Genomic DNA, 12,935 nt, shown 5'->3' with positions numbered 1-12,935 from the left:
ACCTTGTAGCCGCGCGCCTGCAGGAGCGCGCCGAGAGCGGCGGAGGCGAGGCCTTTTCCCAATGAGGAAACCACGCCGCCGGTGATGAACACGTAACGGGCCATGGGAGATCACTCTACCGCCGATTCGGGCGGCGTAATGCGGAGACTATGAGGGCGGGAGAGGAAGGCGGGGATAAACGCCCCGCCCACCTTATTGCGCCGGTGCGGACTGGGCCGGCGCCGGCTGGGCCGGAGCGGGGCTGGCCGCCGGCGTGGAGCTCAGGAAGTCGTCCAGCGACGGACCGGCCGGCTGGGCCGGAGTCGGGGCCGTATCCCCGGCGGGAGTCTCCGACGAGGCCGCGCCGGTCGGGGCGGCCAGGGCGCCAATGGCCTCGCCGTCGACGATCGACTGGTTGGAGCGGCTGATGTTGCCGACGATGGTCAGGCCGATGGCGCAGGCGAAGAAGGCGACGGCGAGCCACCAGGTCGTCACCGTCAGCAGGTTGCCGGCGCCGCGCGCGGTCATGAAGCCCGACGGTCCGCCGCCCATGCCCAGGGCGCCGCCCTCGGAACGCTGAATCAGGATCACGCCGGCGAGCGCGACCGAGATGAGGATCATGGCGACGAGAAGAATGGTCTGGAGCATGGCAGCCGATATGTGTGGCGCGAGGCCGCGCCGATCAAGCGGCGGCGTCTATCATCGTTGGGGAGCGGGAGCAAACGGAGGTGTGAGGCAGCAGGCAACAGGCAACAGGCAACAGGCAACAGGCAACAGGCAACAGGCAACAGGCAACAGGCAACAGGCAACAGCGGGGAGCCGGGTCGGCCTGGCGGGTCAAGCTCGATCGACTGCTGCCTGGCGCCTGTTGCCTTACGCGGCGCGGATGATCGGCAGGAAGTCGGCGGCGTTGAGCGAGGCTCCGCCGACGAGGGCGCCCCCGACCTCGGGCACGGCGAGGATGTCGCGGGCGTTGTCCGGCTTGACCGAGCCGCCGTAGAGGATGGGCGCCGCGGCGCTGCCGAGGCCCAGACGCTCCAGCATGGCGGCGCGGACGGCCCGGTGGACCTCCTCGATCTGCTCCAGCGTCGGGGTCAGACCCGTGCCGATCGCCCAGACAGGCTCGTAGGCGACCGCGAAATCCCGGCCCGTCACGGCCTGGGGCAGGGAATTCATCACCTGACCGCGCACCACCTCGACCGCCCTGCCCGCCTCACGCTGTTCCAGCGTCTCGCCGACGCAGACGATCGGCGCGAGACCGGCCCCGACGGCGGCCTCGGCCTTGGCCGAGACCAGCAGGTCCGTCTCGCGGAACTCCTGACGGCGCTCGGAATGGCCGACGATCACCAGGCGGGCCCCGGCGTCCACGAGCATCGCCGCCGAGACGCCGCCGGTGTAGGCGCCGTGACTCTCGGGCCGGCAGTCCTGGCCTCCGACCTCGATCGCGTGACCCCGGACAGCGTCGGCCATCCGGCTGATCAGGGTCGCCGGCGGGCAGATGGCCACGCGGCACGCGGCAGGCTCCGTCCGGAGCGCGAGCTTCAGGTCATGGACCACGGCGTTGAGATCGGCCGTGAGGCCGTTCATCTTCCAGTTGCCGGCGATCAGTTTCACGGATTGTTTCATCCGGCCTCTCTAGGCGGAGGTTTTGGCCAAGCCAAGCCGTCTGGCGCCCCGTCGCGCGGCCGGGGCTTCGCCATTGTCTTGCCGTGCTGGCCCGTCACCCCCTATAGGCCGAAGCGACTATCGTCGTCGTCACCGCCAGGACCGCTCGCCCATGATCTCCATCTTCCGCAATTTCGCGAGGTCCAAGTTCGCGATGGGCCTGCTGGTCCTCACGGCGCTGGGCCTGCTGATCACCGGCGGCGCGCAGACGGACATCCTGGGCAGCCTGCAGGCGCCCAAGGTCGTCTCGGCCGGCGACCGCAGCATGAGCCCGCAGGAGTTCCGCACGGCCATGGATCGCCAGCTGGAACAGATCCAGGCTCAGCAAGGACGCGCGGTCACCTATGAGGAGGCGCTCGCCGGCGTCGACCTTGGCTCCATTCTGAGGTCGCGGGCCGAGGAGCTCGGCTTCTTCGCCTGGGCCTGGAAGGCCGGCATCCGGCCCGGCAACGAACTGGTGCTGCGCCAGATCAGGGTCGTCCCCGAATTCTTCGATCCCGTCACCAACCAGTTCTCCGAGACCCTCTACCGGACCAAACTGGCCGAGGCGAAGCTGACGCCTGAACTGGTCGAGCAGCAGGCCCGGGACGAGTACAGCCGGGCTCACTACGGGTCGGCCCTGGTCGCCGGCATGCGCCTGCCGCGCGTCTACGGCGCCGTGTACGCCAACCTTACCCAGCAGGCCCGCGACGGGCGCTGGTTCGTGCTGACCCAGGCCATGGCGGGAACCGCCCCGGCGCCGACCGACGCCCAGCTGACCTCCTACATGAGCCAGAACGCCGCCCGGCTGCGGACTCCGGAGCTGCGCACCGGTTCGCTGGTCATCTTCAGCAACCCGGCCGACCAGAACATCGCCATCAGCGACGAGAAGATCCAGGCGCGGTTCGAGTTCCGCAAGAACGCCCTGTCGGTTCCCGAGCGGCGCACCTTCGTCACCCTGACGGCGCCCACGCGCGCCGCCGCGGACCGGATCGCCGCCGCCCTGCGCGCCGGTCAGGCCCCCGCCGCCGTCGGCCAGGCCAACGACCTGCGGCCGGTTGATTTCGCCGACACGCCGCGCAGCGCGATCAGCGACCCGGCCGTCGCCGGAGCCGTGTTCGGCCTCAACGTCGACGAGGTGTCGGCCCCGGTGCAGGCCCGCGTCGGCTTCGTGGTCGCCAAGGTCACCGGCGTCACGCCCGGCCGCGAAGTCGCCCTCGCCGACGTCCGCGACCAGATCGTCGAGGAGCTTCGGGGCCAGGAAGCCCGCGGCGCCATCGCCCGCCGCGTCGAGGCCTTCGAGGCCGCCCGCCGCGAGGGCAAGAGCGTCGACGAGGCCGTCCGCCAGGTCGGCGCCCGGATCGTCCCCATTCCGGCCGTCACCCGGGAGGGCCGCAATAGCGAGGGCCAGCAGCTCAACGTTCCGGCCCAGGTGCTGGAGGCGATGTGGAAACTCGCCAAGGGCCGCGCCGGCGAGCCGACCGCCCTTGGCGAGGGCGACTATTTCCTGGTGCGCGTGGACAACGTCATCCCGGCCGCCATGCCCGCGCTGGCCACCGTGCGCGAGCGGGTCACCCGGGAATGGATGGCGCGCGAGAACGTCCGCCTGCTCTCGGCCAGGACCGACGCGCTGACGGCGCGGCTGCGCCGGGGCGAGGACATCGCCGCCGTCGCCGCCTCCGTCGGCGCGACCGTCACCAGCGGCGCGGGCCTGAAACAGAACGAGGAAACCGTTCAGCGGTACGGCGAGGCCGTGATCGGCGGCCTGTTCAACACCGGGCGCGGCCAGCCCTTCGACCAGCCCCAGTCCCAGGACGCCATCGTGATCGGCCGCGTCGACCGCATCATCGCGCCCACGGCCGCCCTTGTCGCCGAGGAGGCCCAACAATGGCGGGCCCGTGTCGGCGCCGCGACGGGCGATCCGCTGTTCGCGGCCGCCGTGACCGCGGCCACCGACCGGATGAAGGCGACGACCGACGTGGAACTGGCGCGTCAGGCGCTGGGCCTCGCGGCCACGCCGGCGGCGCCGGCGCGACCCGCGGGGCGATGAGGACAGACGCGGGCGCGGCGCGGGCCGACTTCGCCGCGAGCTGGTCCGGGGGCCGGCCGCGCGTCGTCGTGCGGCGTCTCGTCGACGACCTCGAGACGCCGGTCTCGGCCTTCCTCAAGGTCGGGCATGGCCGCACCCACGCCTTCCTGCTGGAATCGGTGGAGGGCGGCGCGGTCAACGGGCGCTATTCGATCATCACCCGCGAACCGGACGTCGTCTGGCGCTGCCGTGACGGCCGGGCCGAGCTGGCGCGCGGCGCGGACGTGGGGGCGGGCGTCTGGACGGCCGCGGCGGGCGATCCCCTGGCCTCCCTGCGCCGCCTGATCGCGTCATCGCGCCTCGAGCTGCCGGACGACCTGCCGCCGATGGCCGCCGGCCTGTTCGGGGTGTTCGGCTACGACATGGTGCGGCTGCTGGAGCCGCTGGGGCCGCCCAATCCCGATCCGCTGGACCTGCCGGACGCGGTGCTGACGCGGCCGGCGCTGGTGGCGATCTTCGATTCGGTGAAGCACGAGATCGTGCTGGTCTCGGCGGCGTATCCGGACAGCGGCATGAGCGCGGACGCGGCCTTCGACGCCGCCGTGGCCCGGCTGGACGCCTTCGAGGCCGAGCTGCGCGCCCCCCTGCCCGCCATTCCGGCCGCGGTGGAGAGGCCGGTCCCGCCGTTCCGCTCGCCGGTGGACGAAGCCGCCTTCGGGGCCATGGTGGCCAAGGCCAAGGACTACATCGCCGCCGGCGACATCTTCCAGGTGGTGCTGAGCCATCGCTTCGCGGCGCCCTGGGACGACGATCCGTTCGCCTTCTACCGCTCGCTGCGCCGCCGCAATCCGTCGCCCTATCTGTTCTTCCTCGACTTCGGCGACTTCCAGCTGGCCGGGTCGAGCCCGGAGATCCTGGTGCGGCTGAAGGACGGGCGGGTGACCATCCGACCGCTGGCGGGCACGCGGCCGCGCGGCGAGACGCCGGAGCAGGACCGCGCCCTTGAGGCCGAACTGCTGGCGGATCCGAAGGAACTGGCCGAGCACCTGATGCTGCTCGACCTGGGCCGCAACGATGTCGGCCGCGTCGCCGCGCCGGGCACTGTCGAGGTCACCGAAAGCTTCAAGGTCGAGCGCTACAGCTCTGTCATGCATATCGTTTCCGACGTGCAGGGGCAGGCGGACCCGAAGCTGGACGCGGTCGACACCCTGCTGGCCGCCCTGCCCGCCGGGACACTGTCCGGCGCGCCCAAGGTGAGGGCGATGGAGATCATCGACGAGCTGGAAGGCGAGAAGCGCGGCGTCGGCTATGGCGGGGGCGTCGGCTACATCTCGGCCGGGGGCGAGGCGGACATCTGCATCGTGCTGAGGACCGCCCTGTTCGCCGACGGCAAGATCCACGTGCAGGCGGGGGCGGGCGTGGTGGCCGACAGCGATCCGGCGGCCGAATATGCGGAAACGAAGGCCAAAGCCCGGGCCCCGATGGGCGCGGCGGAGGACGCCTGGCGCTATCCGTTCGGGAACGCGGGCTGAGCCGCGACGGTCTCCTCGAAGCGGACGCCCGGCCCCAGCACCATCACCCCCGCCATCATCACGGCCGCCGTCGCCGCCAGGGCCGCCGCCGCGAGCGTGGCCCAGGCGCTGGCGCGCCGGACCGGCGGCGCCAGCAGGACGCGCGCCTTTTCGATGGTGGTGTCGGCCATGCGAGCCCCTCCGCTGGAGACTCCAGTTCGCCCGATCGTGGTTAACGAAGACTTACCCGAGAGCCCGCTTGGCGCGGCTCCCCGCACCGCCTAGAAGCCGGAGCATGATCCTCGTCGTCGACAACTACGACAGCTTCACCTGGAACCTGGTCCACTACCTCGCGGAACTGGGCGCCGAGACGCGCGTGGTGCGCAACGACGACCTGACCGCGGCCGAGGCGCTGGCGCTGAAGCCGGAGGCGGTGCTGCTGTCGCCGGGGCCGTGCACGCCGAACGAGGCGGGCATCTGCCTGCCGCTGCTGGACAGCGCGCCGCTGGAGATGCCGATCTTCGGGGTTTGCCTGGGGCATCAGGCCATGGGCCAGGCGTTCGGCGGCGACGTGATCCGGGCCAAGAGCCTGATGCACGGCAAGACCTCGCCGATCGAGCATGAGGGCAGGAGCGTGTTCGCCGGCCTCCCCTCACCGTTCACGGCCACCCGCTATCACTCGCTGGCGGTGAAGCGCGAGACCCTGCCCGACGTGCTGGAGGTCACCGCCTGGACCGCCGACGGCGAGATCATGGGGCTGGCCCACAAGAGTCGGCCGATCCATGGCGTGCAGTTCCATCCCGAGTCGATCGCCACCGAGCACGGCCACGACCTGCTGGCCAATTTCCTCGACCTCGCCAACGTCAAGCGCCGGGCGATGGTCTGAGGTGGCGGACGGATTCAAGCCCCTGCTGGCCAAGCTGGTCGACGGCCGCGTGCTGTCGGACGCGGAGGCGCACGATTTCTTCGCCGCCTGCCTGAGGGGTGAGCCGACGCCGGCGCAGGTGGCCGCGGCGGTGACCGCCCTGCGCATCCGCGGCGAGACGGTGGGCGAGATCACCGCCTTCGCCACCGCCATGCGCGAGGCGGCGCTGACCCTGGACCATCCGTATGAGGTGATCGACACCTGCGGCACCGGCGGCGACGGGCAGCACACCTTCAACATCTCCACGGCGGCGGCCCTGGTGCTGGCCGGCGCGGGGCTCAAGGTAGCCAAGCACGGCAACCGGGCGATGAGCTCGAAGTCGGGCTCGTCGGACGTGCTGGCCGTGCTGGGGGTCAACCTGGCCGCGACTCCGGCGCAGCAGCTGCGGGCGCTGGACCGGGCCGGCATCGCCTTCCTGTTCGCGCCATCCTACCACGGGGCGATGCGCCACGTCGGGCCCGTCCGGGCCGAGATCGGCTTCCGCACGGTGTTCAACCTGCTGGGGCCGCTGTCCAATCCGGCGAATGCGAAGCGGCAGGTGATGGGCGTCTACGACCCGCGCATGCTGGAGCCGCTGGCCGAGGTGCTGGGCCGGCTGGGGGCCGAACGGGCCTGGGTCGTGCACGGACAGGGGCTGGACGAGCTGACCACCACGGGGCCCACCGAGGTGGCGGAGTGGAAGGACGGCGCGGTCCGCCGCTTCACCGTCACGCCGGACGACGCCGGCCTGCCCATGGCCGACATCGCCGACCTGCGCGGCGGTGACGCCGAAGAGAATGCGGCGGCGCTGCGGGCCCTGCTGGACGGGGCCAGGGGCCCGTATCGCGACATCGTCCTGCTCAACGCCGCAGCGGCCCTGGTCGTCGCCGGCCGGGCCCGCGACCTTGCCGAAGGCGCCGCGCTGGCGGCGGCCGTGATCGACGACGGCCGTGCGGCGCGCGCGCTGGCGGCGCTGGTCGAGGCCACCAATGCGCCGATCGAGGAAGAGCCGGCGTGAGCGACGTGCTGGAGCGGATCGCCGCCTACAAGCGCGAGGATGTGGCGGGCCGCAAGGCGGCGCTGTCGCAGGACGCCGTCGAGGCGCGGGCGAAGCTGGCGTCGCCGCCGCGGGGCTTCCGGGCGGCGCTGGAGCGCCGGTTCGCGGAGACCGGCCGCCCGGCCCTGATCGCCGAGATCAAGAAGGCCAGCCCGTCGAAGGGTCTGATCCGCGCCGACTTCGATCCGCCGGCGCTGGCCATGGCCTACGAGCGCGGCGGGGCGTCGTGCCTGTCGGTGCTGACCGACGGGCCGAGCTTCCAGGGGGACGACGCCTTCCTGGGCGCCGCGCGCGAGGCGACCGCCCTGCCCTGCCTGCGCAAGGACTTCCTCGTCGACCCGTGGCAGGCAGCCGAGAGCCGGGCGCTGGGGGCGGACTGCATCCTGATCATCCTCGCCATGATCGACGACGCCCTCGCCGCCGACCTGCTGGCCGAGGCGGTGCGGTTCGGCATGGACGCCCTGATCGAGACCCACGACGAGGCCGAGATGGCCCGCGCCTGCAGGCTGGGCGGCGATCTGGTGGGGATCAACAACCGCTCGCTGCGGACGTTCGAGGTCGATCTGGCGGTCACCGAGCGGCTGGCCATGCTGAGCCCGGTGCGGGCGCTGCTGGTCGCCGAGAGCGGGATCTTCACCCCGGAGGATGTGGCGCGGGTGTCGGCGGCGCACTGCCAGGCGGTGCTGGTCGGCGAGAGCCTGATGCGGCAGGCGGATGTCGAGGCGGCGACGCGGGCGCTGATGGGCTGACCCGTGGGTCAGGTGGCGGCCGCGTTTCTCGAATCAGGTCCGTAGCGGTTCGGCCCGCGCGTACCGGGCAGCAGGAACAGCACCATGAGAACGAGGGCCAACCCGAGGAACCACGGGACCCAACCGTCCAATGGCCCGGGCTCGTGCAGCCAGGACGGATTTCGCACGGCGAAGACCGCCCGATACGACTGGTAGAGGTTGATCAGAGGAAGGGGCAGCAGGAGCAGCGTCCACCACGCTGAGAAACCCTGGTCGTGCATTCGCCTTGCGAACAGGGCGAAGAAGGGCAGGCCGAGGACGATGTCGCTGGCGGAGCGTGCGACCCAGTCCACGTCCCAAGGCAGAGGCGCCCTCAGGAAGCTGATCAGGAAGCCGGCGAGCATTGAGGCGAGCCAATAGTAGACCACCTCCATCGCCCGCGAACGCCCGCTGAACGTGAAGGTGCAATACACCGTGTGAATCACGGACCTTGCAGCGCCAATATGCCAGTCTCTCATGCCCCCTCCCGTCGTTCCGCCTCAGGCTGGCCCCCGACGGCGCGCGTGACAACCGCCGACCAGCCAAGCGGCACGGTAACCGGACCTTAACCGGAACAGCACAGGAACACCTTGTGGACGTTTGCGGTTTGTTCCGCTAGCGTTCCCGAAACGGGATTCGCCGCCGAGGTCGCCAATGCTCACGCGCAAACAGCACGAACTGCTGATGTTCATCCACGAACGGATCAAGGAGACCGGCGTCTCCCCGTCGTTCGACGAGATGAAGGAGGCGCTGGATCTGGCGTCGAAGTCGGGCATCCACCGGCTGATCACGGCGCTGGAGGAGCGCGGCTTCATCCGGCGGCTGGCCCACCGGGCGCGGGCGCTGGAGGTGGTGAAGATGCCGGATCAGGCCACGGCGGGCGCGCCGCGCGGCCGGGCCGGCTTCACCCCCGGCGTGATCGAGGGCGGCGGACGGCCGCAGGCGGTCGAGGCGGCCAACGATACCCGCGAACTGTCGCTGATGGGCAAGATCGCCGCCGGCACGCCGATCGCGGCCATCGAGCACGAGACCGCCCGCTATCCGGTGCCGGAGGCCATGCTGGGCGCCGGCGAGCACTATCTGCTCGAGATCGAGGGCGATTCGATGATCGAGGCCGGGATTCTCAACGGCGACCTGGTGATCATCAAATCGGCCGACACCGCCACCTCCGGCGATATCGTGGTCGCCCTGGTCGAGGGCGAGGAAGCCACCCTGAAGCGGCTGCGCAAGAAGGGCGGCTCGATCGCGCTGGAGCCGGCCAACCGCAACTATGAGACCCGCATCTTCGGACCGGACCAGGTCGAGGTGCAGGGCAAGCTGGTCGGGCTCATCCGGCGCTATCACTGATCCCGGATTGCGGCTGCGCCGCTCCGGGACGACAAGGCGGGCATTTGTCATCCCGGACCTGATCCGGGACGGCTCCACGGCCGGTCGCCGCGCTCCTGCGCCGACCAGACGGCCCGCCAGCGGTTGTCGGCCGCCGGCCCTTCGCGCCACAGCTCGACCGCCCCGCCGCGGGCGTAGTCCACGCCATCGAGCACCAGCCGGCCGTCGCATGACGCCGGCAGCACCCCGACGGGCGACCGCACGCTGACCACGGGCGCGGACCGGCACAGCCCGTCCAGCTGCTCCGCAGACGGCGCGCGACGGCCCCACCACAGGGCCAGCGGTCCCGCTTCGGCGGTCTCGGGCGCGCAGGAGAAGCGGGTGCAGGCCCAGCCCTCTTCCGGCCGTTCGACCGGCGTCAGGCCGCGCCGCCGGGACCAGACATCGACGGCGAATTGGCGCACGCCCGGCCGCGCCACGACCGCCTCCCCCGCCACGGTCCACGCCGCATTGGTCCCGCCGTCGCCGATCCACAGATCCGGAGTGGGCGCGCGCGGCCAGAGCATCACCGCCGCGGCGAACGGCAGGCCGAGCCAGCGCAGCGGCCCGCGCCACAGGCAGCAGAACAGCACCCCGAGGAAGGCGATGGGCAGCACGAAGTCCGGCGCGCTCGCCACCGTCCGCACCGCGCCGGGCAATCCCGCGGTCCAGGCCCCGATGGCCAGCATCAGCTCGATCCCCTTCGCCGCCAGCCACAGGAAGGGCGCGCCGAGTCCGAGCGGCTCCAGCAGGGCGCCGAGCGCCAGGGCCGGCATGATCAGGAAGTCGGACACCGGCGCCGTGGCCAGGTTGGCGGCCAGGCCGTACATGGCCGTGCGGTTGAAATGCTGCATGGCGAACGGGCCCGTCGCCGCGCCCGCGACCAGGCTGGCGAGGACGGCGCCGCCGATCCAGGCCCCGGTGCGCTGCACCAGGAGGATCGGCCATGGAGTGGAAATCTCGCGCGGGCGGGTCGGCCACGCCTCGACCAGGGCGACCAGGGCGGCCGTCGCCGCGAACGACATCTGGAAGCCGGGCGTGACAATGGCTTCCGGCTGCAACAGCAGCACCACGAAGGCCGCGACCGCGAGGGCGTGCATGGTGATGGCCTGGCGGTCCAGCAGGATGGCGAGAAAGGCGATGGAGGCGGTGATGGCGGCCCGTTCGGCCGGCGGCGGGGCGCCCGAAATGACCAGATAGGTCCCGACCGCGAGCAGCCCGCCGACCGCCGCCACCTTCTTGCCCGGCACGCGCAGGGCCAGCCACGGCCAGGCGGCGACCAGCAGCCGCACGAGGAAGAAGGCGAAGCCGCCGACGACCGCCATGTGCAGGCCCGAGATCGACAGGATGTGCGCCAGGCCGGAGTCGCGCATCACATCGACATCGGCCGGATCGAGCCAGGCTTCATGGCCCGTGGTCATGGCGGCGGCGATCCCGCCGGCCCGCTCGCCCTGCCGCGCCACGATCCGCCTGGCGAGGTCATAGCGGACGCGGTTGACCGCCATGGCCGCGCGCAGCCGCCACGGCGGCTCCGGCAGGGAGGCGGGCCGAACCTCGCCGAGCCCGAAGGCCACGCCGCCCATGGCCTGAAAGAAGGCCGTGCGGCCGAAGTCGTAGGCGCCGGGGCTGGCGGGCGCCGGCGGCGGATTGAGGATGGCGAACAGGCGGATCGCCTCGCCCGGCTCGGGCGCCGCTCCGCGCACGGTGGCGCGCAGGCGCACCGGCGTGTCCTCCGCCGCGAGGCCGCGGATGCGGACCGGGGCGATGACGACGCGCGGCCCGGCGGCGCCGGGGCTGTCGACGTCGACGACCCAGCCCTCGACCACGGTCGGCTCGTCCATGGCGGGGGCGATCGGCGCGGCGACCGCATCGGTGCGCGCCTTGGCGACGGCGAGGCCGAGGGCGAAACAGGCCAACAGCATCAGCGGCAGGGTCCAGATACGGTCCAGCCGGGGCCATCTGGCGCCGAACCATGCGGCGGAGGTCAGGACGGCGAGCGCCAGCAGCGGCCATGCCTGCGGCTCGGACTTCAGCGAGAAATAGACGGCGCAGCCGCCGCCGAGCGCCACCGGGGCCCACAGCCGCCAGCGCAGGGACTGGGTGAGGACCTGGGCGAGCAGAAATCCGGCTGCGCGCGCGCGAAGGCTGGGCATAGGCTGAGCGGGCGGTATAACGCCCGCCATGACCTCCCCGTCCGCCTCCCCGAGCACGTCCAAGTCCGAAGTCGTCACCCGCTTCGCCCCCTCGCCGACCGGCTATCTGCACATAGGCGGCGCTCGCACGGCGCTTTTCAACTGGCTGTACGCCAGGCGTCACAACGGCAGGTTCCTGGTCCGGGTTGAAGACACGGATCGCGAGCGCTCGACGGAAGCGGCGGTCAGGGCGATCTTCGACGGCCTGAGCTGGCTGGGCCTGTTCGCCGACGAGGAGCCGGTGTTCCAGTACGCCCGCGCCGACCGCCATCGCGAAGTGGCGAATATTCTTCTGGAGACCGGGCACGCCTATCGCGATTTCCTGTCCGCGGAGGAGACCGGCGCCCTGCGCGACGCCGCCAAGGCCGCGGGCCGCCCCTTTGAATCGCCGTGGCGCGACCGCACGCCCACGGTCGACCATCTGGCGAAGCCGCACACCGTGCGCTTCCGCCGTCCGGCCGACGCGCCGGTCGTCGTCGAGGACGCGGTGCAGGGGACGGTGCGCTGGGAGTCCGCCTCTCTGGACGACCTCGTCATCCTGCGCTCCGACGGCGCGCCGACCTACAATCTCGCCGTGGTCGTCGACGACCACGACATGGGGGTGACGCATGTCATCCGCGGCGACGACCACCTGAACAACGCCGCCCGCCAGAGCCTGATCTACGACGCGCTCGGCTGGACCCGGCCGACCTTCGCCCACATTCCCCTGATCCACGGGCCCGACGGCGCCAAACTGTCGAAGCGACACGGGGCCCAGGCGGTGCACGAGTATGCCGAAATGGGCTATCTGCCCGAGGCGATGCGCAACTATCTGGCGCGGCTGGGCTGGGCCCACGGCGACGACGAGCTGTTCTCGGACGCCCAGGCCATCGAATGGTTCGATCTGGCCGGCGTGGGGCGGGCCCCGGCGCGGCTGGACTTCGACAAGCTGGCCCACGTCAACGCCCACTGGATCCGGCTGGCCGACGACGACCGCCTGGCCAAGCTGACGCTGGACGTGCACCTGGCGCGCGGCCACGTTCTGGGCCCCGACGACGAGGCGCGGCTGACACGGGCCATGCCATTCGTGAAGGACCGGGCCAGGACCACGCTGGAGCTGGCCGACCAGACCGCCTTCGTGCTGGCGGCGCGGCCGATCGCCATCGCCGCCAAGGGGCGGGAATTGCTGACGGGCGAGTCAGGGGAACGCATCGGCCGCCTGCGCGACCGGCTCGCCCTGTTCGAGAGCTGGGACGTGTTCGCCCTCGAGGCCGAACTGAAGGTGTTCGCCGAGGAGGAGGCCGTCGGCTTCGGCAAGATCGGCCCGGCGGCGCGCGCGGCGCTGACCGGCGGCTCGGCCTCGCCCGACATCGCGAAAACTTTGGCGGCGCTGGGGCGGGAAGAGAGCCTCGGCCGTTTGAATGATGCGCTGCAACAGACTATCTGACTTCCGATAGCGAACCACGACCCGCCGCCTCCCATGTGCGAGGCCGCCGTCTCACCAAGGG

13 protein-coding genes are annotated in these 12,935 nt (G+C 71.6%); 7 read left to right on the top strand and 6 right to left on the bottom strand.

Annotation, left to right across the window (positions count from 1 at the left end; genetic code table 11):
* The 3 genes from VEA62_RS15945 to tpiA all read right to left on the bottom strand — a co-directional run.
* The coding region (locus VEA62_RS15945; protein ID WP_324823651.1) for a hypothetical protein at window positions 1-104 on the bottom strand (104 nt) is incomplete at its 3' end.
* An 88-nt stretch (window positions 105-192) separates the two neighbouring features.
* Window positions 193-627, bottom strand: coding sequence for a preprotein translocase subunit SecG (gene secG, locus VEA62_RS15940; protein ID WP_324823635.1), 435 nt, complete (start codon window positions 625-627; stop codon window positions 193-195).
* Between the two features lie 225 nt (window positions 628-852).
* Window positions 853-1,605, bottom strand: a complete 753-nt coding sequence (gene tpiA / locus VEA62_RS15935) for a triose-phosphate isomerase (protein WP_324823634.1) — start codon at window positions 1,603-1,605, stop codon at window positions 853-855.
* A gap of 151 nt (window positions 1,606-1,756) precedes the next feature.
* Here tpiA and VEA62_RS15930 point away from each other — a divergent pair, with 151 nt between their 5' ends.
* Both VEA62_RS15930 and trpE read left to right on the top strand, forming a co-directional pair.
* Entirely contained in the window at window positions 1,757-3,673 is a 1,917-nt protein-coding gene (locus VEA62_RS15930; RefSeq protein WP_324823633.1) for a peptidylprolyl isomerase, read from the top strand.
* Window positions 3,670-5,184: an anthranilate synthase component I gene (gene trpE / locus VEA62_RS15925; protein WP_324823632.1), complete on the top strand. Its 1,515-nt coding sequence runs from the start codon at window positions 3,670-3,672 to the stop codon at window positions 5,182-5,184. The genes VEA62_RS15930 and trpE overlap by 4 nt, the downstream gene beginning before the upstream one ends.
* Here trpE and VEA62_RS15920 read toward each other — a convergent pair.
* Window positions 5,160-5,354: a peptidoglycan-binding protein gene (locus VEA62_RS15920; protein ID WP_324823631.1), complete on the bottom strand. Its 195-nt coding sequence runs from the start codon at window positions 5,352-5,354 to the stop codon at window positions 5,160-5,162. The genes trpE and VEA62_RS15920 overlap by 25 nt on opposite strands.
* 104 nt (window positions 5,355-5,458) lie before the next feature.
* On the opposite strand from VEA62_RS15920, the gene VEA62_RS15915 reads away from it, so the two are divergent.
* From VEA62_RS15915 to trpC, 3 genes are read left to right on the top strand one after another with little or no spacing between them, the layout of a single operon-like run.
* Window positions 5,459-6,049 carry an aminodeoxychorismate/anthranilate synthase component II gene (locus VEA62_RS15915; RefSeq protein ID WP_324823630.1) on the top strand — a complete coding sequence of 197 codons (591 nt, stop codon included), beginning with the start codon at window positions 5,459-5,461 and terminating at the stop codon, window positions 6,047-6,049.
* A 1-nt stretch (window position 6,050) separates the two neighbouring features.
* On the top strand, window positions 6,051-7,085 hold the full coding sequence (trpD, locus tag VEA62_RS15910; RefSeq protein ID WP_324823629.1) for an anthranilate phosphoribosyltransferase: 1,035 nt from the start codon (window positions 6,051-6,053) through the stop codon (window positions 7,083-7,085).
* Complete coding sequence (trpC, locus tag VEA62_RS15905; RefSeq protein ID WP_324823628.1) at window positions 7,082-7,873, top strand: indole-3-glycerol phosphate synthase TrpC; 792 nt, start codon at window positions 7,082-7,084, stop codon at window positions 7,871-7,873. The genes trpD and trpC overlap by 4 nt, the downstream gene beginning before the upstream one ends.
* An 8-nt stretch (window positions 7,874-7,881) precedes the next feature.
* Here the strand turns inward: trpC and VEA62_RS15900 are convergent, their stop codons facing one another.
* Window positions 7,882-8,337: a DUF805 domain-containing protein gene (locus VEA62_RS15900; protein ID WP_324823627.1), complete on the bottom strand. Its 456-nt coding sequence runs from the start codon at window positions 8,335-8,337 to the stop codon at window positions 7,882-7,884.
* 208 nt (window positions 8,338-8,545) lie between these two features.
* Here VEA62_RS15900 and lexA point away from each other — a divergent pair, with 208 nt between their 5' ends.
* The gene (lexA, locus tag VEA62_RS15895; RefSeq protein WP_324823626.1) at window positions 8,546-9,238 is read left to right on the top strand and encodes a transcriptional repressor LexA; all 693 of its coding nucleotides are present in this window, start codon (window positions 8,546-8,548) and stop codon (window positions 9,236-9,238) included.
* 47 nt (window positions 9,239-9,285) lie between these two features.
* On the opposite strand, the gene VEA62_RS15890 is transcribed toward lexA, so the two are convergent.
* A complete protein-coding gene (locus tag VEA62_RS15890) occupies window positions 9,286-11,409 on the bottom strand; it encodes a ComEC/Rec2 family competence protein (protein ID WP_324823625.1) in 2,124 nt (707 codons plus the stop codon).
* 28 nt (window positions 11,410-11,437) lie between these two features.
* Here VEA62_RS15890 and gltX point away from each other — a divergent pair, with 28 nt between their 5' ends.
* Complete coding sequence (gene gltX, locus VEA62_RS15885) at window positions 11,438-12,874, top strand: glutamate--tRNA ligase (protein ID WP_324823624.1); 1,437 nt, start codon at window positions 11,438-11,440, stop codon at window positions 12,872-12,874.
* Window positions 12,875-12,935: the final 61 nt, after the last annotated feature.

Origin of the sequence: Brevundimonas sp. (assembly GCF_035627475.1) — a bacterium.
GTDB lineage: Bacteria > Pseudomonadota > Alphaproteobacteria > Caulobacterales > Caulobacteraceae > Brevundimonas.
This window is presented reverse-complemented; position numbering and strand designations above follow the sequence as displayed.

Bases quoted from the DNA above. Each gene is read 5' to 3' on its own strand.
- VEA62_RS15920 (WP_324823631.1), bottom strand. From the start codon at position 5,354: ATGGCCGACACCACCATCGAAAAGGCGCGCGTCCTGCTGGCGCCGCCG.
- VEA62_RS15915 (WP_324823630.1), top strand. From the start codon at position 5,459: ATGATCCTCGTCGTCGACAACTACGACAGCTTCACCTGGAACCTGGTC.
- trpE (WP_324823632.1), top strand. From the start codon at position 3,670: ATGAGGACAGACGCGGGCGCGGCGCGGGCCGACTTCGCCGCGAGCTGG.
- gltX (WP_324823624.1), top strand. From the start codon at position 11,438: ATGACCTCCCCGTCCGCCTCCCCGAGCACGTCCAAGTCCGAAGTCGTC.
- lexA (WP_324823626.1), top strand. From the start codon at position 8,546: ATGCTCACGCGCAAACAGCACGAACTGCTGATGTTCATCCACGAACGG.
- secG (WP_324823635.1), bottom strand. From the start codon at position 627: ATGCTCCAGACCATTCTTCTCGTCGCCATGATCCTCATCTCGGTCGCG.
- VEA62_RS15890 (WP_324823625.1), bottom strand. From the start codon at position 11,409: ATGCCCAGCCTTCGCGCGCGCGCAGCCGGATTTCTGCTCGCCCAGGTC.
- tpiA (WP_324823634.1), bottom strand. From the start codon at position 1,605: ATGAAACAATCCGTGAAACTGATCGCCGGCAACTGGAAGATGAACGGC.
- VEA62_RS15930 (WP_324823633.1), top strand. From the start codon at position 1,757: ATGATCTCCATCTTCCGCAATTTCGCGAGGTCCAAGTTCGCGATGGGC.